At 45.8% G+C, this 21,199-nt stretch carries 23 protein-coding genes and 1 tRNA gene; 21 read left to right on the top strand and 3 right to left on the bottom strand.

Annotated features, from left to right (window positions below; all coding sequences use genetic code 11):
- Positions 1 to 61: 61 nt before the first annotated feature.
- Positions 62 to 583 carry a DUF4446 family protein gene (locus MKY16_RS25110; protein ID WP_165145430.1) on the top strand — a complete coding sequence of 174 codons (522 nt, stop codon included), beginning with the start codon at positions 62 to 64 and terminating at the stop codon, positions 581 to 583.
- Here MKY16_RS25110 and yyaC read toward each other — a convergent pair.
- Positions 537 to 1,142: a spore protease YyaC gene (gene yyaC / locus MKY16_RS25105; protein WP_025723135.1), complete on the bottom strand. Its 606-nt coding sequence runs from the start codon at positions 1,140 to 1,142 to the stop codon at positions 537 to 539. The two genes, MKY16_RS25110 and yyaC, sit on opposite strands and share 47 nt — an antisense overlap.
- A 274-nt stretch (positions 1,143 to 1,416) precedes the next feature.
- Between yyaC and MKY16_RS25100 the strand changes: the two genes are divergently transcribed.
- The 3 genes from MKY16_RS25100 to MKY16_RS25090 all read left to right on the top strand — a co-directional run bounded on the left by MKY16_RS25100 (position 1,417) and on the right by MKY16_RS25090 (position 2,749).
- Positions 1,417 to 2,367, top strand: a complete 951-nt coding sequence (locus MKY16_RS25100) for a mechanosensitive ion channel family protein (RefSeq protein ID WP_165145434.1) — start codon at positions 1,417 to 1,419, stop codon at positions 2,365 to 2,367.
- The gene (locus MKY16_RS25095; RefSeq protein ID WP_025723137.1) at positions 2,357 to 2,581 is read left to right on the top strand and encodes a DUF951 domain-containing protein; all 225 of its coding nucleotides are present in this window, start codon (positions 2,357 to 2,359) and stop codon (positions 2,579 to 2,581) included. The genes MKY16_RS25100 and MKY16_RS25095 overlap by 11 nt, the downstream gene beginning before the upstream one ends.
- A 77-nt stretch (positions 2,582 to 2,658) precedes the next feature.
- Positions 2,659 to 2,749: transfer RNA gene (locus MKY16_RS25090), tRNA-Ser, on the top strand.
- Positions 2,750 to 2,969: 220 nt separating this feature from the next.
- Here the strand turns inward: MKY16_RS25090 and MKY16_RS25085 are convergent.
- Both MKY16_RS25085 and MKY16_RS25080 read right to left on the bottom strand, forming a co-directional pair.
- A complete protein-coding gene (locus MKY16_RS25085; RefSeq protein WP_029518959.1) occupies positions 2,970 to 3,287 on the bottom strand; it encodes a hypothetical protein in 318 nt (105 codons plus the stop codon).
- A gap of 366 nt (positions 3,288 to 3,653) precedes the next feature.
- On the bottom strand, positions 3,654 to 3,848 hold the full coding sequence (locus MKY16_RS25080; RefSeq protein WP_013312803.1) for a YjzC family protein: 195 nt from the start codon (positions 3,846 to 3,848) through the stop codon (positions 3,654 to 3,656).
- A gap of 318 nt (positions 3,849 to 4,166) precedes the next feature.
- On the opposite strand from MKY16_RS25080, the gene rpsF reads away from it, so the two are divergent.
- From rpsF to MKY16_RS24995, 17 genes are all read left to right on the top strand, one after another.
- A complete protein-coding gene (gene rpsF / locus MKY16_RS25075) occupies positions 4,167 to 4,451 on the top strand; it encodes a 30S ribosomal protein S6 (RefSeq protein WP_013312802.1) in 285 nt (94 codons plus the stop codon).
- 49 nt (positions 4,452 to 4,500) lie between these two features.
- Positions 4,501 to 4,992 carry a single-stranded DNA-binding protein gene (gene ssb, locus MKY16_RS25070; protein WP_013312801.1) on the top strand — a complete coding sequence of 164 codons (492 nt, stop codon included), beginning with the start codon at positions 4,501 to 4,503 and terminating at the stop codon, positions 4,990 to 4,992.
- A 21-nt stretch (positions 4,993 to 5,013) separates the two neighbouring features.
- Positions 5,014 to 5,286: a 30S ribosomal protein S18 gene (rpsR, locus tag MKY16_RS25065; RefSeq protein WP_013312800.1), complete on the top strand. Its 273-nt coding sequence runs from the start codon at positions 5,014 to 5,016 to the stop codon at positions 5,284 to 5,286.
- A gap of 522 nt (positions 5,287 to 5,808) precedes the next feature.
- Complete coding sequence (locus tag MKY16_RS25060; protein WP_340957529.1) at positions 5,809 to 7,548, top strand: ABC transporter substrate-binding protein; 1,740 nt, start codon at positions 5,809 to 5,811, stop codon at positions 7,546 to 7,548.
- Positions 7,549 to 7,616: 68 nt separating this feature from the next.
- Complete coding sequence (locus MKY16_RS25055; RefSeq protein ID WP_023991143.1) at positions 7,617 to 8,579, top strand: ABC transporter permease; 963 nt, start codon at positions 7,617 to 7,619, stop codon at positions 8,577 to 8,579.
- A gap of 11 nt (positions 8,580 to 8,590) precedes the next feature.
- The gene (gene opp4C / locus MKY16_RS25050) at positions 8,591 to 9,514 is read left to right on the top strand and encodes an oligopeptide ABC transporter permease (RefSeq protein WP_340957528.1); all 924 of its coding nucleotides are present in this window, start codon (positions 8,591 to 8,593) and stop codon (positions 9,512 to 9,514) included.
- A gap of 13 nt (positions 9,515 to 9,527) precedes the next feature.
- Entirely contained in the window at positions 9,528 to 10,511 is a 984-nt protein-coding gene (locus MKY16_RS25045) for an ABC transporter ATP-binding protein (RefSeq protein WP_069012451.1), read from the top strand.
- Entirely contained in the window at positions 10,508 to 11,473 is a 966-nt protein-coding gene (locus MKY16_RS25040; RefSeq protein WP_311080854.1) for an ABC transporter ATP-binding protein, read from the top strand. Before MKY16_RS25045 ends, MKY16_RS25040 begins: the two co-directional genes overlap by 4 nt.
- A gap of 159 nt (positions 11,474 to 11,632) precedes the next feature.
- Positions 11,633 to 12,574, top strand: coding sequence for a D-alanyl-D-alanine carboxypeptidase family protein (locus MKY16_RS25035; RefSeq protein WP_340933807.1), 942 nt, complete (start codon positions 11,633 to 11,635; stop codon positions 12,572 to 12,574).
- A 235-nt stretch (positions 12,575 to 12,809) separates the two neighbouring features.
- A complete protein-coding gene (locus MKY16_RS25030) occupies positions 12,810 to 13,868 on the top strand; it encodes an LCP family protein (protein WP_340957522.1) in 1,059 nt (352 codons plus the stop codon).
- Positions 13,869 to 13,913: 45 nt separating this feature from the next.
- Positions 13,914 to 14,342 carry a CBS domain-containing protein gene (locus tag MKY16_RS25025; RefSeq protein WP_013312792.1) on the top strand — a complete coding sequence of 143 codons (429 nt, stop codon included), beginning with the start codon at positions 13,914 to 13,916 and terminating at the stop codon, positions 14,340 to 14,342.
- 121 nt (positions 14,343 to 14,463) lie between these two features.
- Entirely contained in the window at positions 14,464 to 14,766 is a 303-nt protein-coding gene (locus tag MKY16_RS25020) for a MazG-like family protein (RefSeq protein ID WP_013312791.1), read from the top strand.
- Between the two features lie 5 nt (positions 14,767 to 14,771).
- Positions 14,772 to 15,689, top strand: a complete 918-nt coding sequence (locus MKY16_RS25015) for a DUF2232 domain-containing protein (protein ID WP_340957520.1) — start codon at positions 14,772 to 14,774, stop codon at positions 15,687 to 15,689.
- Between the two features lie 11 nt (positions 15,690 to 15,700).
- On the top strand, positions 15,701 to 17,689 hold the full coding sequence (locus MKY16_RS25010; protein WP_069012455.1) for a DHH family phosphoesterase: 1,989 nt from the start codon (positions 15,701 to 15,703) through the stop codon (positions 17,687 to 17,689).
- Positions 17,686 to 18,129 carry a 50S ribosomal protein L9 gene (gene rplI, locus MKY16_RS25005; RefSeq protein WP_340957518.1) on the top strand — a complete coding sequence of 148 codons (444 nt, stop codon included), beginning with the start codon at positions 17,686 to 17,688 and terminating at the stop codon, positions 18,127 to 18,129. The genes MKY16_RS25010 and rplI overlap by 4 nt, the downstream gene beginning before the upstream one ends.
- Before the next feature lie 2 nt (positions 18,130 to 18,131).
- Positions 18,132 to 19,490, top strand: coding sequence for a replicative DNA helicase (gene dnaB, locus MKY16_RS25000; protein WP_013373892.1), 1,359 nt, complete (start codon positions 18,132 to 18,134; stop codon positions 19,488 to 19,490).
- Between the two features lie 377 nt (positions 19,491 to 19,867).
- On the top strand, positions 19,868 to 21,154 hold the full coding sequence (locus MKY16_RS24995; protein ID WP_029518946.1) for an adenylosuccinate synthase: 1,287 nt from the start codon (positions 19,868 to 19,870) through the stop codon (positions 21,152 to 21,154).
- Positions 21,155 to 21,199 lie beyond the last annotated feature (45 nt).

The raw sequence follows: 21,199 nt of genomic DNA, 5'->3' as shown, positions 1-21,199 counted from the left end.
ACGTATAAAATATAAGTATGCAGTAATATGATTTTTGGGGTAGAGGAGTAGAAGCAAGCATATGGCTGAATTGAATGGACTAATCATGGAACAGCTTGCCGGAATCGTTGCAGGGATCGTGCTTATTTTGCTCATCCTGTTGATTGTTATTATTGTGCAGGGTGCAAAGCTAAAGAAGATGCGGCGAAAGTATGAAACCATGATGGCAGGCAGTGGTGTCGAGAATTTGGAAACACTGTTGATTGATTTGAAGGTACAGATGGATACGATTGAGGATGAGCAGGAAACCCATCGTGCAAGTATGAAATCACTACGTAGTAAACTGACAGGCTTGAAGGGACATATAGGCATCAAACGCTATAATGCCTTTGGTGAGAGAGGAAGCGATTTAAGCTTCTCTCTGGCTATTGTAGACGACAATCAGGATGGTATGGTATTAACCGGCATTTATAACCGAGATGGCTCATATGTGTATGCCAAGCCTCTAGAAGCGGGACAGTCCACCTATTCCTTATCACCTGAAGAAAAAGAAGCCGTCACTCTTGCGCAGCAAGCAGGACAGAACGGTAGTGCCACTCCTTAATCGCGGAGTATAGGCTGCCAGCAATGATATCTGATAATTTCATTACCAAATTTAGTCTTGTATTTTGCAGCACGAAGTATTCCATGAAGCCGCCGACGTTAACGATACCAGTCAAATGGATATCGCCGACCGGCGGTAATTCTTTATTTACACCTGCTCCAGGCTTGAGAGGACCATCTGAAACCTGAATGCATCCAACGCTGGAGGTTTGTCCAAGACATGCATCTATACCAATGATATAAGGCTGTTCATATCGGGCTTGTATGCCGTTCAGTGTCGTTTGCAGGTTCATGGCATGTACAGGCTCCTCTAATGTACCGTATAGGTTAAACAGAGGGCTTTTGTAGCGTGATAAATGCGTACCTACGAGCGGGCCCAGACAATCTCCAGTAGAACGGTCAGTGCCGATGCAAATAATGACGATATTTTGCAGACTCGGTGCCTGATGCAGATGGAACAGTAGACGATGGATGATGGCTGATTGGATCCCGGGATCTGTGTGTGATATTTTTAAACTTAGGGGTTCTTGCCCCGGAATGAAGTCAGATGGATGAGTCATGGAATCTTCCTTTCGCTCTGTAGTGGAGTGTGAAGGTTACGCTCGCAGTACCTTGAGATAACAATTAGCCTGCGGGTAACATTTATGCTCAGGATAGTAGCTAGTATATGGATAAACTTATGCTTTTATACTCACAGGAAGTAGAATATTCATAGCCATATGTTTGAAGTCGGTAGATAAGCTTATATAGTGAGGATTTTGCAAAATCCTGATAGTAGGAAATAGAATTCGGGAAGCAGGAAGAGTAGTTCCCTTGTTTAAGGAGGAGTACAGCATGACCTTTATACATTGGTTGACCGATAATTTAGACACGGGTGACGTAGTGAAAGGTGCAATTCACTGGAAGGATGCTGTATGGAAATGGCTTACCGATAGTGCGATGTGGTCGACCTTTTTGTTTGTAATTTTGAAAATCGCGATTATTTTTATCATCACACGTATCTTTATTCGAGTTATTAATAAAATTATAGATAAGTCAATGCAACAAAAGGGAGATAACGGCAGGTTTCGATTGAACACAAGGCGGTTAACAACTGTTGGGGAATTACTGAAAAACGTAACCAATATTGTATTTAATTTCATTTTAATTATGCTGGTGCTATCGCAAATGGGCATTAATCTCGGCCCGCTGATTGCTGGAGCTGGAGTGCTTGGATTGGCCGTTGGTTTTGGGGCACAGAGCTTGGTTAAGGATGTAATTACCGGATTTTTCATTATTTTTGAGGATCAATTTGCCGTAGGAGACGTCATTCAGACAGGTACTTTCAAGGGTACAGTGGAAATGATCGGGCTGCGTACAACCAGACTGGTGAGCTGGAAAGGTGAGGTGTACATTTTACCGAATGGCTCAATTACAACGGTAACAAACTTCTCCATGTCCAACGCGTTGGCGGTAGTGGATGTGCCAATGAAGGCCGAGCGTAGCCTGGAGGAAGCAGTTGGCTTGGTAAAACAGGCAATCCAAGGCATTGAAGAATCCAATGTACAGATACTTAATATACCGGATGTGTTAGGGGTTCAGTCCATGACCACCTCAGAGTATATTGTGCGTGTTGTGGCAGAATGTATGCCGAATACAGGGGCAGTGGTAGAGCGTGATATTCAGAATAACATCAAGAAGGCTCTGGAGGATGAGGAACATCGTCAGGCAGCATTGGAGACGGCGGTAACCCTAGAAAAAGAAGACGAACAAGGAAGAAAAGGGGGAGAGAAGGGTGGAGCGTAAGTCATTTGAACTAGGGGACATTGTACAGATGAAGAAGCCCCATCCGTGTGGAACGAATGAAATGGAAATTATCCGCATGGGAATGGATATTCGAATCAAATGTGTCGGTTGCCAGCATAGTGTGCTGATTCCGCGTGCCAAGTTCGAAAAAAACATGAAGAAAGTGCTGCGATCAAAGGCCAACGCCGACGAGCAAAACACAGAAGCAAATTGAGCCAAGAAAGATGAATGGCGATGAACCAGAATCAGCTTGCGTCACAGTTGCAATGATGATATAATTATCCTTGCTGCGGAAAGGTACCCAAGAGGTCTAAGGGGGCTGACTCGAAATCAGTTAGGCGTCGCAAGGCGTGCGTGGGTTCGACTCCCACTCTTTCCGCCACTAACTTCATTAAATAAACCAATCTCTTACGTCTGTGACGTAGGGGATTTTTTGTTTGTGGAATAAAAGGTCAACAGATTGTGATAAAGTGAAAAGCACTAAGATAAACCATGAGGGTAAAGGAAGAAACGATTACAAATCTATTGGGATGAATAAGGCGTTATAACAAAAAAATGCTCCTGACAGCGGGGAAATTATTGCCGTTAGGAGCACTCTTTTGTTATAGCTGGTTAGGCGGGTAATGATAGCGTTTTGTTTTTTTTGAGCCAGAGATCATCAGAAGGATCGCCGCAATCAAATGGAGAGCCCAGCCCACAAAGGGTATCCAGGCCAGCAAAGAAGTGAGTACTCCCCATACAGAGCCGTAGATCGCCTCCTGATTGCGTAACGATAGGATAAGTGTTACTGCATGCAGGATAAGCATAAATCCCAGAGCCGAGTAGCCGGTCCCCATGACAATAGCTCCCCCCACAATTGGTACGGCAAGCACCAATTCGAATATACCTGATATCCACTTTAATATTCGAGAATAGCTCATCTTTAAACCTCCGTAGATAGTAGGTCTTTGTACTTGGATATATTCTAGCAGAAGGAGCTCAATTAATCTGCATTTTACCAGGATATGCAAAAAGTCCGATAATGCAACAAAGGAGGACCACAAAGGTCCTCCATCGTAGGCGATACATTTTTAACAGGATACGATCTGTCCAATCACATCATGAAACTCGGTGTACTGACCAGCAATACCGTGTCGAAAAGACAGTGTCCTTTTACACAAACCTAACGCTTCTAATGCCCGGAATGGATCTCCTAACAGTTTGTCCGGCTACGTCGTCCAACGGAACCACACCTCTCTGTTGTATCGCCTAATCATAATATGGCCAGGATTCCGAGGAAATATACATTAGTGGACACGAGCTTTCGTTTTTTTCTTCCATTTGCGATTATGGTTGGCGGTTTCGGGAAAAGAATCGCCTCTTTCCAGCGTTACTTGCTGTGGGTTTTGGATTTCAGTATGGAAGCTCTTTTCTCCGACCTCCATGTATACGCCGTCGTTTGGGACCTTATCCCCTGGTTCGAACTCAGTCTTTTCACCCATACGGTGGTGCCTCCTTAGATAAATGAATTTGGACTGCAACGGTTATTGTGCGCTGTCTTGAACAGAAACATGCGAAACCGGGTATACAGATACTGAGTGAATCAAATGATTTCCTTTATATATGCGAAATTTTTGATATGCTATAAAATTGTATAAAGCTTATGATATGCAGTGTTTTTAGCCGTTTTAGGCTTGTTTATTGAATTTGTAGGTTGCATTCAGTTGTTGGATTTGGTAAACTGTTTTAGTGCGAGCTTAGGCTCGTTCCTTGCTCTCAACTGAGATTGAGGGCCTTATGTCCATAAGGAGGTGTAAAGAATGCGCAAATATGAAGCGATGTATATTATTCGTCCTGACATTGAACAAGAAGCTGTTCAAGCGACAGTCGATAAATTCCAAGGTATCATCTCTAACGGCGGTGGCGAAATTACGAGTCACGATGTAACTAAACGCCGTCTTGCGTATGAGATCAAGAAATTCCGTGATGGTTCTTTCGTTCTGGTAAACTTCACAGCAGAACCTGCTGTTGTTACTGAGCTTGAGCGTATCATGAAAATTTCTGACGAAGTAATTCGTTATCTCATTACGAACGACGTAGCTTAATTATTGTACGTGATTATGTAATGAACAACGCTCAAAGGAGGGGATTGGATTGTTGAACCGTGTCATTCTGATCGGTCGTTTGACCAAAGATCCAGAGCTGCGCTATACACCGTCTGGTGTAGCAGTAACCCAGTTCACCCTGGCTGTAGACCGTCCGTTTACGAGTCAAGGCGGCGAACGGGAAGCGGATTTCTTGCCGATCGTAACCTGGCGTCAGCTTGCTGAAACATGCGCTAACTATCTTCGCAAAGGTCGTTTAACGGCTGTTGAAGGCCGTGTTCAGGTACGTAATTATGAGAACAATGAAGGAAAACGTGTATACGTGACTGAAATTGTAGCTGATAATGTGCGTTTCTTGGAATCTAACCGCGATGGCGGTAACGGTGGCGGCAATAGCGGTGGAGCTGCGCGTGAGGAGTCTCCTTTCGGAGGCGGTAACAGCAATAGTGGACGCGGGAATAATAACTCGCGAAACAATCAGGATCCTTTTTCCGATGACGGAAAACCGATCGATATTTCGGATGATGATTTACCATTTTAATTGGGAAAGGACTGACAAAGAATGGGCTTCAGACAAAGAGAAGGCGGAGACGATAACAAAAGACCAGCTCGTCGTGGTGGTCGCAACAAACGTCGTAAAGTATGTTTCTTCACTGTGAACAAAATTACTCACATTGACTATAAAGATACAGACCTGCTTAAAAAATTCATCAGCGAACGTGGAAAAATTCTTCCTCGTCGTGTGACTGGAACAAGCGCGAAATATCAACGTATGTTGACAATCGCTGTTAAACGTTCCCGTCAAATCGCATTGCTTCCTTACACTACTGAATAGTAGTGGGTGGAAAAAAGAGACGTTCCCGTTCCCGGGAGCGTCTTTTTTTGTGATTTTTTATATTGACAACAAGTCCCATCTATTGTAACTTACTAATAATACAATCCATGTTTACCCATAACGATAGTATACCTTTTAATGGCTTGTGAAATTGCAAGCTCCTCAACTCGCCAGAGTAAACATTTCGGCATTCTGAAATGTTATTTTATATTACATGAAATCCTGGTTTTTGTCATTTTCCACAAGTAAAATTCATAAACTTTACATAAATAGATGTTTTGCATTTGTATATTACATAAAAAAAGATATTGACGTGATATTATTTTACACTTAAGATAAACCTTAATAAAAATGTAATGGTTGTTAGTGTACAAAATTGACCAGAGGTCTAAAACACGTGTTTACGCTATTAGGACAGTAAGGAGGATGTGCAACTTCATTTTCAAACCTCAAGCTTTAACGAATCACCGCAGGAATGAGACAGGCTGTTAAATAAAGAACCGACTAAGGGGGATTAACAGGATGATGCAGACGAAAAAATGGGTTTCTTTGCTTATGATGCTTACGATCGTTGGTGTTCTGTTTGCAGGATGTAGCGGAGGTGCTAATGAGGCACAGCCACAGCAAGGCAATGCGGACAATAAGACAGAGGGAAATGAAGCAAGTGCACCTGTTACGGAGGGCGTTATTAAAGCGACGGATTTGTCGCAAAATCCTCCAGGAGCGACTAATCGGAAAGATAACATTGTAGTAGGTATGACATCACCTAAAGGGGTATTTAATCCGCTATTCTGGCAAACGACTTACGATCTATATGTAGTCAGAACAGTATTTGACTCCTTCTTACAGGTGAAGGCAGATGGTACATATGAAAATAGTTTGGCTGACAAGGTTGATGTATCGCCGGATGGTCTAAAATATACATTCCATCTGAAACCAGGTGTGAAGTATAGTGACGGCACTCCAGTAACCGTGAAGGATTATGCTTTTGTACTCAAAGTGCTGCATGATCCGAATTATGATGGAGAAACCGATGTATTGTCTTTTAAGATTAAAGGCGGTAAAGAATATCACGATGGCAAAGCAAATGATATCTCGGGGATCAAAGTCATTGATGATAACACAGTAGAGGTCACCGTTACAGAAGCAACAGCGTATACAAAGGATTTTCTGGGTGAGCAATACTTCATGCCAGAAGCTTATTATGGAAAAGGGTTCAAAAAGGGTAACTTGGACAGCATCAAGGCACTTAATAATAAGCCGATCGGCTCTGGTCAGTATGTACTGAAGAGCTTCTCCCCGGGTCAACAAGTCGTTCTTGATGCGAATCCAAACTACTTCAAAGGCGCACCAAAGGTGAAGTCAGTTATTTTCAAAACGACAACAGAAGAAACAAACCTGTCTATGCTGCAAACAGGCGAAACGGACATGGACAACATCACAGTTACGGAAGACAATGTAGAGGAATTAAAGGCTCTAGGCTTCTTGGACGTGAATATTATGCCGACCAATGGCTACGGATATATTGCGTTTAATCACAAGGAAAAGAAATTCCAGGATCCTAAAGTACGTCAGGCTTTAACTATTGGTTTAAACCGTAAAGAGATTGTGCAGGGCGTGTATGGCCCATATGCGAATGTCATTAACATTCCACAATCTACAGAATCCTGGTCTTATACGGATGAAGGCATCAACAAGTATGAATTTGATACAGCGAAGGCGAAGGCTTTGCTGGATGAGGCAGGCTGGAAGGTTGGTGCTGACGGGATTCGCGAAAAGGATGGCGAAAAGCTGACCATTAATTTCTCTGCGACTGCTGATAATCCAGTAGTAGAGGCCTTGCTGCCAATCATGTCCAATAACTATAAGGAGCTAGGCATCAAGCTGACTTCCGAAACTCTAGATTTTAACGCTATTATGGATAAAAAGGATACGGGCAAGTTCGATATGTTCTTCGCGGCTTGGGGCTTAACTCCAGACCCGGATACAACGACTTTTATTACGAATGGTGCACAAAATGATATCGGCTATTCCAATAAGAAGGTCGATGAACTAACGCTTGCTGGTAAGCATGAGCTGGATCAAGAGAAACGGAAACAGATTTACAAACAGCTCTATCAAGAATTGAACAAAGATCTGCCAACTATTTTTATGTACCAACGCAGAGATATGTGGCCAGTTAATGGACGTGTATCTGGCTTAGAAATTACGCCATACAAAGATTTTGAGTTCACTCTGCATAACGCTCAGATCGCTCAATAAGGGTTGCCAAACGTATGCTCAGCTCTCACGAGCTGGGCATATCACTTTATTCGTCTGGAGGAATGAATATGAAGCAGTACATTATTCGAAGACTGCTGCAACTCATCCCCACACTTATTGGCATATCTATTATCGTATTTGCGATTTCAGCCATGGTGCCGGGTGATTATATTACAGCCAAGCAGAACCCAAATATGACCGCCGAAAAGGCGCAGCAGCTACGACATATCTACGGGCTGGATAAACCGGAATACCAACGCTATTTTATATGGGCCGGTAATATGTTAAAGGGGAATATGGGGGATTCATTACAGCATAAGCAGCCGGTAACGAAGGTCATTGGCAATTATGTATGGAACTCATTTATTATCGCTTTTTTTAGTCTTATTTTTAGCTGGTTGATTGCGGTTATTGCAGGGGTATTTTCAGCCAAGTTCCAATATTCGTTATTCGATAAGTTTGTCACATTATTTATTTTCTTATGTATGTCGCTGCCTTCATTTTTTATTGGTCTATTGGTCATCAAAATATTTGCCCTGGAGTGGGGAATTCTCCCGGTTGGGGGCATGACCACAGCAGGGATGGAGCCAGGCTCATGGGCTTATATGGTGGATGTTCTCAAGCATATGTTCCTGCCGACACTCGTACTTACGATGCTGAGCACAGGAAGCCTGACCCGGTATTTCCGTACAGGCATGTTGGAGGTCATTCGTCAGGATTATATTCGTACCGCACGCGCCAAAGGCCTGAAGGAACGTACGGTTATTTTCAAGCACGCACTGCGCAATGCACTGATTCCAGCCATCACACTACTCGGCTTCGAGCTTCCGGCCTTATTTGGTGGAGCGATGATTCTGGAGAAGGTATTTGTGTGGCCGGGTGTGGGTCAGGTCTATCTGGAGTCGATCAGTATGCGGGATTATCCGTTTATGTTGGGCTTCACAATTTTCTTAGCGTTACTTACGCTTATCGGTAATTTGCTCTCTGATGTATTGTATGGCATGGCAGATCCAAGAATTCGCTTGAAGTAGGAGGGATACTATTGTCCGCAGAAACAGTCACGATTGAAACGAATCAAAAGGCGGCGATCCGTCCTGAAGCGTCTCCATGGAGAATCGCCGTTCGCCGTTTTAACCAAAACCGTCTGGCTTTGGCTGGTCTCGTTATATTAATTCTGATGGTTGTCATTTGTAGTTTTGGACCGATGATTTCACCTTATCATTTAGATGATTACAGGCTAGCTGACAAAAATTTATCGCCTAATGCTAAGTACTGGCTCGGTACGGATAAGTTTGGTAGAGATATTTTGCTGCGTACAATGCTGGCTGGCCGTATTTCCTTGACGGTAGGGCTGGTCGCCACGTTTATTTCGGTCATGATCGGGGCGACGCTGGGTGCGCTGGCAGGGTTTTATCGTAAAAGCGTGGATACGGTTATTATGCGGATTGCGGATATTTTCATGGCACTCCCTACATTACCGCTGCTTATTATTTTAGGTGCTGTTCTGTCGGATTTGAAGGTCGATCCGTCGAATCGCATTTATTTTCTGATGCTCATTATCGGGGTCCTGAGCTGGACTAGCTTGTCCCGTCTGGTCAGAGGGCAGATTCTTACGCTGCGTGAACAGGAGTTCATGCAGGCGACGGAAGCGCTAGGCTTGAGAGACCGTCGCAAAATATTCCGGCATTTGCTGCCGAACACGATTCCTACCATTATTGTTACGGCTACGCTTGGAGTAGCGGGTGCGATTATTACAGAATCTGCGCTCAGCTACTTGGGAATCGGTGTTGTGCCGCCCACACCTTCGTGGGGGAATATGATATCGGCTGCGAATAACCTAATTGACTTCCGCAAACGGCCTTGGATATGGGTTCCACCGGGAATGTGTATTCTCATTACAGTTGTAGCGATTAACCTGATTGGCGACGGTTTGCGTGACGCACTGGACCCTAAAATGAAGAAGTAGGAGACGAACGTTTATGAAAAATGCTTTGATTGAATTTCGTAACCTGAAAACCCACTTTCATACCTCTAGCGGAACTGTCAAAGCGGTCAATGACGTCAGTTTTAAAATTCGTGAGGGTGAAACGCTCTGTGTGGTAGGGGAATCTGGCTGCGGTAAGAGTGTAACAGCGATGACGATGATGCGGCTGATTGATTCTCCCCACACCTCAGACGGTGAAATCTGGTTTGAGGGCAAAAACCTCTTAACGCTTAATAAAGGTCAAATGCAGCAGATTCGCGGCAATGACATTTCGATTATTTTTCAGGAGCCCATGTCTTCTCTGAATCCCGTGCTTACGATTGGGGAACAGATCACGGAGCCATTGCTGATGCATACATTAATGAGTAAAAGAGAAGCACATGCTCGGGCAATTGAGCTGATTAATTTGGTGGGGATTTCACGATCGGAAGAAATATTTCATTCCTATCCTCATGAATTGAGTGGCGGTATGCGTCAGCGGATCATGATTGCCATCGCATTAAGCTGTAATCCGAAGCTATTGATTGCGGATGAACCAACAACGGCACTGGATGTTACGATTCAGGCGCAGATTCTGGATTTAATGCGGGATTTGAAGGATAAGCTTAAAACCTCCATTATGCTCATCACGCACGACTTAGGCGTTGTGGCAGAAATGGCTGACTATGTGGTCGTTATGTATGCTGGAAACGTCATTGAAGAGGCGCCTGTCATTGAGCTGTTTAAAAATCCGCAGCATCCATATACTCAAGGCTTACTAAAGGCGAAGCCCGTCATTAATCAGAAAATGGATCGACTGTATTCCATCCCAGGACAGGTTCCAAACCCGATTGAGTTGGGGGAAAATTGTCATTTTCATGATCGGTGCTCCCATTGTATGCAAATTTGCAAGGATCAGGCTCCTCCCTTGAATGAAAAGGAGAATGGTCATAAGGTTGCCTGCTGGCTATATGAGAAAGAAGGAGGGCAACGGATATGAGCGAGCCTTTGATTCAAGTGGAAGGGCTGAAAAAGTATTTCCCGATCACAGGCGGGATTTTTCAGCGTACTGTCGGACATGTGAAAGCAGTCGATGATGTATCCTTTAACATTCATAAGGGTGAATCCTTCGGTCTGGTAGGAGAATCGGGTTGCGGCAAAAGTACGATTGGACGAACAATTCTCAGATTGATGGATAAGACAGAGGGATCGGTACGATATAAAGGTGAAGACTTGCATGCGTTAAACAAAGAGCAGATTCGTGCGCTTCGTCCGAAGTTGCAAATCGTCTTTCAGGACCCTTTTAGCTCACTGAATCCGAGAATTAAGGTCGGTGAAGCCATTGGAGAGGCGTTGCTGGACCACGGGTTGATTGATCGTAGAGAGCTGCGGAAGAAGGTCAATGAAACGCTGAACATTTGCGGGCTGTCCTCGTATCACTATGATCGGTATCCGCATGAGTTCTCTGGCGGTCAGCGTCAGCGGATCGGGATTGCACGGGCTTTGATTTTGAATCCTGATTTTATTGTGGCTGACGAGCCGGTTTCTGCTCTGGATGTGTCTATTCAGGCCCAGATCATTAATTTGTTAAGTGATTTGCAGCAGGAACGCCAATTGACCTATCTGTTCATCTCGCATGATCTAAGTGTAGTCGAGCATCTTTGTAGCCGGATTGGTGTGATGTATCTGGGTTCAATGGTAGAGCTTTCCTCCAAGGAGGAACTGTTCAGTAATCCACTTCATCCGTACACGAAGGCGCTGCTATCGGCAGTACCGATTCCCGATCCCACGATCAAGAGACAACGGATTGTGTTGAAAGGAGACATCCCATCTCCGGCCAATCCGCCTTCAGGATGCAAGTTTCATACACGTTGTCCTATGGCAGAAGCACGTTGTAAAACAGAGATTCCGGTATACCGCGATGCGGGCGATCAGCATTTTGTAGCCTGTCACTTTGCCTAAAATATAATAATTAGGACAGCAAAATATCCGTCATCCTGAAGCAGAATTGACGGATATTTTGGCGTGGAATAAAAAAGGTAAAAAAATTGTATCTTTTTTTCGAAAAATTGCAGACAAAATGGATTTTTCATCGTCTAATAGAGTAAGGAGGTTATTACGATGATGAAAAAACACTGGATACGTTGGGCTATTGTCGTCCCGTTACTTATTATATTGATTTTTATTACACTTGGACCCCGCCTGTTGATCGGAAAGCCGAATGTGGATGCAGAGGCAGCGGTGCTGATGGACATGCATACTGGGGAATTGCTGATGGATGTGAACGGTGATACACCTATGCCTTCCGCAAATATGTCCAAGCTCATGACCGAGCTATTGGTGCTGGAGGATATTCGGGCCGGACGGTTAGGTTGGAATGATGAAGTGCGAATTAGCCGTTACGCGAGTACGGTGGGTGGTGTAAATCTGTCTCTTCGGTATGGTGAAAGGATGACCGTATCCGAGTTGTTCCAGAGTATGGTTGTGTATTCAGCGAATGATGCCGCTGTCGCGTTAGCCGAGCGTTCAGCAGGGAATGAATCAGCTTTTGTGAAGCGTATGAATGGAAAAGCTGCCCAAATAGGGTTGTCATCCGATAGTCGCTTCAGCAATGCCTCGGGGGCAGGTCAGAGTGAATTGGGGCCCAATCACCCTGAGGATATTCGGGGAGAAACGAAAATGACAGCAAGCGACACGGCGAAGTTGGCCTCCTATTTAATTACGTCACACCCAGAGATTTTGAGAACGTCCAGCCGTACGCAGATGGAGTTGAAGGATAAAGGCATCTACATTAGTAATACGAACTGGATGCTGCCTTCCTTGGCTGGACCGTACTCTTACGCGGGAACAGACGGACTGAAAGCAGGGTACACAAGCGATGCTGGATACTGCTTCACGGGTACCGCTGAGCAGCATGGAAGACGGCTAGTTGCTGTGGTGCTGGGTGCTCCGAGCAAGGAAGAGCGTTTTGAGCAGACCCGGAGGTTGTTCGATTATGGTTTTGCCCTGTCGACTTCTTTTCCGGTGCGACTACAAAATTTGGCGAAACTGGCTCCACATTAAGGGAAAAATGACTTTGAAAGCTACATAGGATACGAATAAAAACATGAATTGGGGCTTTGACCGTGAGGTCGAGGCCCTTTTTGGTATGAATTCGAGGAGCTGACCACGCCATGACACTTTTGACAACAAGGTAGCAGACCTTTTATGCTTTGAGGGGAAGTTTTCGCTTCATGAGGGATCAATTCGGTTTAATGAAGAGATGGGATTTGTGACGGAAAGAAGGAAGGTACCGGTTATGGAGAGAAGACATAGGAGAAGGACCCGTGGAAAGACCAAAGAGAAAAAGAGGTTTACCGCTCTATATATTTCATGTATTGTTTTATTTTTGATTGCATTGGGAGGCTACCTGTTCCGCAAACAGCTGACACTGGTGGCTTTTGACTGGTTTGTATCACCGACGTTGGAAAGCAAGCTGGAGAAATCCTATCAGCCCCGACAATCCGGGGAACAGCAGCAGCAAGAGACAGTAGCTTACCGTAAGGAACCTTTTTCGGTACTGTTATTGGGTACGGATCAAAGACCCAATGAAAAGGCGCGTGGTCGCTCGGATACGGTTATGTATGCGGTAGTACGGCCTGCGGAATCGCGTGTGCTTCTGGTTTCTATTCCAAGGGATACGTACGTACAGATTGCCGGACATGATCCGAATCGCGATGGCGAGGATGATTTTGATAAGTTGGGGCATGCTTATGCGTTCGGAGGCGAAGATATGTCCATGGCTACAGTAGAGAAGTTGATGGAGCATAAGGCCGATTATTATGCTACGATTAATTTCCAGGGTATTCAGGATGCGGTGAATGCAGTGGGTGGAGTTGTGCTTCCAATCGACAAGCCCATTGAGAATAAGAATCCGCTGCATATCAAGTTCCGTATTGAGGCGGGCAAGCCGCTTTATAATGGTGAGGAAGCCATGTATTATGTTAGATATCGGGAAGATAGCGACTTCAACCGTACCAAACGGCAGCAAATTTTCCTGAACGCTATGGCGGATAAGCTGCTGAATATCAACGGAATTACCAAGATTCCAGAGTTGCTCGATATTATGGGAGCCAATTTCAAAACCGACATGGAACCTACTTTTATTACTGGGCTTGGCAAGCAGGCTATTTCACAGGGGAATCCGCAAATTTCAAGTTTTACGATTACGGGGGAAGGGTTCAAGAAGAAGGGCCTGTATTATGACCGGGCTAATGAACAGGAACTTGAATATGCCAGACTCATAATTGCCAACTGGCTAGATTCCGATACAACCCCGCAGACGCTGAGGCTTCCCGACAAGCAGGACATTCAGTGAATAATCAATTGATTTATATTTGATTTTGAGGGGGATTCGTTTCTCATGAATATCGCTTTTTTCTTGCTTCCCAAACAGGAAGTTGCTTGTGTAACGGCGGATGCTACTTTACGGCAAACGTTGGAACGGATGGAATATCACCGTTTTACAGCGGTTCCTATTTTAGATAAGGAAGGTAGATATACAGGTACGGTTACAGAAGGTGATCTGTTGTGGCATATGAAAGAGTCCGAGGGGAAAATCACCTTTGAAAACGCTTCTAAGTTTATGCTTAAGGACGTTCCGTTGCGGGTTACGATGAAGCCCGTGTCCATTGATGCTAACATGGAGGATTTAATCAATTTGGCTAAGGTACAGAACTTTGTGCCCGTTGTAGATGATATGGAACGGTTTATTGGCATTGTACGTCGGAGCCAGATTATTGAGTATTGTGAAAAATTTGTATCCAGAGAATCGCTTAATACTTCAAGCTAAAATAAGCAACAAAGCTGCTCCGAAAATAACAATTTACCCTATGGGGTAACAGTTATTTTCAGAATAGGATATGCTATAATGGAGAATAAAGCTTTTTCAGAGGGGTGTGACTCTTCATCATATGCCTAAAGAAATGGATGTAGTTAAACGAGCCAAGGTTATTGAATGGCTTAAAACAGAGGTGCTGGACCAAGTCTCCCGTTTGTTTAAGGCAATGTGGGAAGGCAGTACAGCCCGCATTGGTGATTGCTTGGCGAGCTTAGTGATGAGCAGTTATATTTTGGGGAGGCGCCTTGGAGTGTCTTACCGTGAATTGGATGATCTACTCATCGACAAGCTAAGAAAGCACAGAAAAGAAGGACACCAGCTGGAGGATTGGTATCAGGACATTTCCGCACTGGAAGAACATATGCGTAAGAGGTGAAAACGTTGAAATTCCGCTTGGCAACTGTAGCATGGAGCGTCATTTATTTGCTTCTGCTGCTGACTCTATTGACACCATTAAGAATCATTACCGTATTTTTGCTGATTGTGCCTGGCGCTGTAATGTTTTCATCGCTGCCTTTCAAAGGATTTCTGGTCCACGTCATGCCGGTGCTGCTCATTATAGCGCTACTCGATGTGTATTCGCTGCTCCCTGCGATTTATTTTCTGATTCCTTCAATCATGATGGGACGGATATATAAAAAGGGAGGACTTGCTTTTCAGGCGTTGATGACCGGAATGGGCATTATTTTAGCCGAGTTGTTGGTTGTTCTGTTTATCGCCACGTATTCCTTTGGGTTTGATCTTGCACAGTATCTTCGTGATCAGGCTGCGATATCGGCAAGTATTGTACAGCAGGTTTTGAGTACTAATCCGATGTTTTCAAACATGAATTGGACGGCAGAGGATACGCAGAAACTCGGCACAATGCTGATTGGAAAAATTCCGTATGTGCTGATCGTGACCTCGTTCATATTGGCGGTGATTACGCATGCTTTGACACGTCCGGCACTGAGCAGTCTCGATGTACCGGTACGCAAAATGAAGCCTGCCCGCGAGTGGAGGCTACCGCGCGCGCTGATCTGGTATTATCTGCTGGCAATTGTAATTGAATGGATAGCAGGGTCTTCCGATAGCAGCTGGATTCAAATGGTTTCCATTAGTATGCTACCGCTGATTCATGCATGTTTTATAATCCAGACGATTGGTTTTGTATACTTCTGGACGCATAGCCGTAAAATGAGCCCGGTGATTGCGTTGCTGCTGTCGCTCGTCGTTCTGGTGTTCCAGCCGCTCCGCATTATAGGTATTATTGATTTGGCCTTTCCGCTGCGTGAAGCTATTACAAGATCAAAGAAATAGGGTGAACAGTCATGCCTAAATTTCTACAAAAACGCTGGCACGGCTATCAGACGGTCTGGGCGTTTTTGCTGCTGCTGGTCCTTGTCATATGTATTTCCATGTACAACTGGGAACTGGGTGTGATAGGACTGTTGCTGTCATTCTTGCTCGGCGGGCTGATGCTGAAGACGGAATTGGATTTTCGTCGGGAATTGAATCAATATATCAGCGGTCTTTCCTTCCGGATCAAGCGGGTGGAAGGGGAAGCGATTAGCACATTGCCGTTCGGCATCATTTTATACAGTGAAAATCGAACGGTAGAATGGCACAATCGGTTTGCCGGGGAGATGTTTGAGGAGCAATCGCTGATTGGTGAGTCTCTTCATGATTTGTTTCCTCAACTCGCAGGTGCCCTAAGCACCAAAAAGGAAACAAAGGAGCCTGCTCGTGAGCTGAAGGTGGAGCTACAGCATGATGAGCGTCATTATCAGTTTCTGATCGTGCCCGATGAGCGTCTGATATATTTGTATGAAGTAACGGATTTGGCGGTGCTACGCAAGCAGTATGAAAATGAGCGACTGGCGCTCGGTATCGTCATGCTCGATAATATGGACGAGGCTGCTCAGGGGATGGACGATCAGCAACGCACGGCGCTTATTGCGAAGGTGTCAAGCGAGATTACATCCTGGGCTAATCAGTACAATATTTATTTGCGTCGATTATCTTCTGAGCGTTATCTCATTATGCTAAATCATAAAGCACTTCAGGAGCTGGAGCAGAGTCGATTCGTCATTCTGGATACCGTGAGGGAAATGACGGCGGATTTGAAAGTACCGATGACACTGAGTATTGGCTTGTCCTTCGGTGCAGAGAGCATCAAGGAGCTAGGCGAGCTGGCCCAATCCAGTCTGGATATGGCGCTTGGACGTGGGGGCGATCAGGCAGCAGTGAAGGCGGGACAACGCCTGTCCTTTTACGGAGGCAAGTCCAATGCTGTCGAGAAGCGTACCAGAGTACGTGCCCGAGTGATTGCACATGCGTTGCGTGATCTGATGCAGGAGAGCGACCGCGTGCTGATCATGGGACACAAAATACCGGACATGGATGCGGTGGGAGCTGCCATCGGTGTGTGGAAGGCTGCGGCACTTTACAATGTAGAGGCACATATCGTACTCGATAAATCCAATCCGTCAATCGACCGAATGATGGAGCAGGTAAACAAGGATGAGAATCTATCGCAAGCGCTCATGACACCAGAGCAGTCGCTCCAGCTGATGACTGAGCACAGTCTGCTGGTCGTGGTGGACACGCACAAGGCCTCCATGACGATTGAGCCGCGTCTGGTGCAGACAGCTAGTCGGGTGGTTGTTGTTGACCATCATCGTCGGGGCGAGGAATTTATTAATGATTCGGTTCTGATCTACTTGGAGCCCTATGCGTCATCGGCCTGTGAGCTGGTGACCGAGCTGCTGCAATATATTCATGAGAAGGTCCAACTGACACCGCTGGAGGCAACATCACTGCTGGCAGGGATTACGGTGGATACCAAGCATTTTTCCCTGCATACAGGCTCGCGTACATTCGAGGCAGCCGGCTTTTTACGGCGTAGCGGAGCAGATACAGTTATGATCCAGCGCATGTTAAAAGAGGACCTGGATGAATATATTGCTAAGGCGGAAATTATTAAGCATGCTAAAATGATATATGGGCATATCGCAATTGCGGTAACTGAGCCCGGACAGAAAATACCGCAGCTCCTGATTGCTCAGGTGGCGGATTCATTACTCAATATGACGGATGTACTGGCCTCCTTTGTGGTCAGTGAACGTCCTGACGGCCTGGTGGGGATCAGCGCCCGTTCACTCGGACGCATGAACGTACAGGTCGTCATGGAACGGCTAGGCGGCGGAGGACATCTGACGAATGCGGCGGTTCAGCTGGATTGCCCGCTGGAGGAAGCTAAGCGCAGAGTGGTCGACGTGCTGGCCGAAATTGATGGGGAAGAGGGGTTATTTGAATGAGAGTGATATTCATTAAAGATATGAAGGGCCAAGGCAAGAAGGGGCAAATTAAGGAAGTGTCGGACGGTTATGCAGCGAATTTCCTGTTGCCGCGTGGTGTTGCCCGTCCAGCGACAGAAGGAAATATGAAGACGCTGGAAAACCAGAATGCTGCTGAGGAAAAGCGCAAGCAAGAGGAAAAGGAAGAGGCGCAAGCGCTCGGCAAAAAGCTGGAAGAGACAACGGTTCAGCTCAAGGCGAAGGCTGGTGAAGGTGGACGGCTGTTCGGTGCGATTACAAGCAAGCAAATCGCGGAGGCAGTAGCTAAAACTGGTATCAAGCTGGACAAACGCAAAATTGAGCTGGAAGAACCGATTCGTACGTTGGGCGTGACTCAAATGACCGTTAAGCTTCATCCTGAGGTCAAAGCTACGCTGAAAGTACAGGTGACTGAAGAATAATTATGGGCGGCGAATTTTTTGATCGGATTCCTCCGCAAAATCTGGAGGCTGAACAGGCGGTTATCGGGTCTATTTTGCTCCAGTCTGAAGCACTGATTACCGCAATGGAGCGGGTGCAGACCGAGGACTTTTATGATAAGGCTCATCAGATGATTTACGAAGCAATGATTGAGCTGGGTGAATCCGGACAGCCGATTGACTTGGTTACGCTGACCTCGAAAATTCAGGACAAGGGACAGCTAGAGGATATCGGTGGTGTCAGTTATCTGGCGAAGCTGGCTCACGGGGTGCCAACAGCGGCTAACGTGGATTACTATGCCCAGATCATTGAAGAAAAAGCGATGCTTCGTCGCTTGATTCGTGCAGCTACGCAGATTGTGAGCGAAGGCTATAGCAGTGGCGAGGATGTCGCTGGTATGCTGAGCGATGCTGAGCGCAAGATTATGGAGATATCTAACGGGCGCTCAGGTAGTGGTTTTATTGCCATCCGCGATGTCGTGATGGAAGTGTTTGACCGCGTTGAATTGCTGCATCAGAACAAGGGCAATACGACTGGGATTCCGTCCGGGTTTGTTGATTTGGACAAGATGACGGCGGGGTTCCAGCGCAATGACTTGATCATTGTGGCCGCCCGTCCATCCGTAGGTAAAACAGCGTTTGCTCTGAATATTGCGCAAAACGTTGCGGTTCGGGCAAAGGAGACAGTAGCCATCTTCAGTCTGGAGATGTCGGCCGCTCAGCTCGTGCAGCGGATGATTTGTGCCGAGGCCAATCTGGACGCGAACGTCATGCGGACAGGTGAGTTTAAAGGCGACGACGATTGGGCGAAGCTGACGATGGGCATTGCAGCCTTGTCAGAGGCGGAAATCTATATCGATGATACACCCGGCATCACTGTGGCGGATATCCGTGCCAAATGCCGCCGTCTCAAGGCGGAAAAGGGACTGGGTATGATCGTAATCGACTACTTGCAGCTGATTCACGGACGAGGCAAAGCAGGCGAGAACCGGCAGCAGGAGGTATCCGAAATTTCACGGACATTGAAACAAATCGCTCGTGAGCTTGAAGTGCCTGTAATTGCCCTCTCCCAGCTGAGCCGGGGTGTGGAGCAGCGTCAAGACAAGCGACCGATGATGAGTGACTTGCGGGAATCAGGTTCTATCGAGCAGGATGCTGATATCGTGGCGTTTCTGTACCGGGATGATTACTATAATCAGGAAACAGAAAAGAAGAATATTATTGAGATTATCATTGCCAAGCAGCGTAACGGCCCGGTCGGTACGGTAGAGTTGGTCTTTCTCAAAAATTATAATAAATTCGCTAATTACGAGCGTGCCCATTCGGATGCGTTCGCCGGATAACATATTAGTATCATTAAAAAAGGCTCTTTCGACGCGGATTTCGCGATCTCGAAGGGGTCCTTTTTTATAGAATTCACATATTTTCATATAAGGAATGAAACTCTCAATTACGAACAATACTATTTTCATGTAATATAATGTTCGTTTTTTATTTGACTTTAAAAAATGGTGCTGTTACACTTATAGTGCTGCTTCAACGCAGTGGGGAGAACATTACGCCCGGGGCTTTCCGAACCTACGGAATGTCTGCGACGGACGTTTTTTCCTGCTGTCCGAGAGCGCTCCATATCTGCTCGCTCAGGCGGTTGAAGTCGGATATGCGTAGTGTGTCAGCTCAAAATCAGAGTGTCTGTGGGCACTCCACGGAGGAATGAAACATGTCAACTGTAGTCGTTGTGGGAACACAATGGGGAGACGAAGGCAAAGGTAAAATCACGGACTATCTGGCGGAAAGCGCTGAAGTAGTGGCCCGTTACCAAGGCGGAAACAATGCTGGTCATACGATTCTCATTGACGGTAAAAAGTACAAGCTGAGCCTGATTCCATCCGGCGTTTTTTATGAAGATAAAAAGTGTGTTATTGGCAACGGCATGGTCGTAAATCCAGCCGCTCTTATTGAAGAAATTACTTACATTCATGATAATGGCTTTTCCACAAAAAATCTGGTCATTAGTGACCGCGCACATGTGATTATGCCGTACCATATGACGCTGGATGTGCTGGAAGAAGACCGCAAAGGTCCTAACAAAATTGGTACTACCCGTAAAGGGATCGGCCCTGCTTATATGGATAAAGCTGCACGTAACGGTATTCGTATTGCTGATTTGCTGGATGCAGAGGAATTCGAAAAGAAGCTGCGCCATCAAACGAAAGAAAAAAATCAAGTGATTGAACAAGTATATGGCGGCGAGCCATTGGATGTAGAAGCAATACTAAAACAGTATCTGGAATATGCTGAATTTATCCGTCCTTATGTAGGAGATACATCTGTCGTGTTGAATGATGCAATTGACGCAAATCAAAAGGTACTGTTTGAAGGTGCGCAAGGCGTTATGCTTGATATCGACCAAGGTACGTATCCTTACGTTACGTCCTCCAACCCGTCGGCTGGCGGCGTATGTATTGGTTCCGGTGTGGGACCATCCAAGATTCAACAAGTCATCGGTGTAGCTAAATCGTATACAACTCGTGTTGGCGATGGACCCTTCCCAACTGAGCTGAACGATGAAGTCGGCGATTACATTCGTGAAACAGGTCATGAGTACGGTACGGTTACAGGTCGTGCTCGTCGTGTAGGCTGGTTTGACAGCGTCGTTGTGCGCCATGCCCGTCGTGTCAGTGGATTAACGGGTCTTTCCCTGAACTCGCTGGACGTATTGACTGGCCTGAAAACGGTGAAAATTTGCACAGGTTACAAGTACCGCGGTGAGGTGATTACGCATTATCCGGCTAGCCTGAAAATGCTGGCGGAGTGCGAAGCGGTATATGAAGAAATGCCAGGTTGGAGCGAAGACATCACTGGCGTGAAAACGCTGGAGGAACTGCCTGAGACTACACGCAATTACGTACAACGCGTGTCTGATCTGACAGGTATCCCAATTGCTATTTTCTCGGTTGGGCGTAATCGTGATCAAACGAATCAGGTGCTTCCGATTTATTTGTAGGACAAGAATGATATAGCTATTAATACATGTTCAAAGAGAGAGGCT

It is taken from the genome of Paenibacillus sp. FSL L8-0641, assembly GCF_038006265.1.
Classification (GTDB): Bacteria; Bacillota; Bacilli; order Paenibacillales; family Paenibacillaceae; genus Paenibacillus; species Paenibacillus polymyxa_D.
The sequence above is the reverse complement of the archived record's forward strand: the minus strand, read 5'-3'. Positions and strand labels throughout refer to the sequence as shown.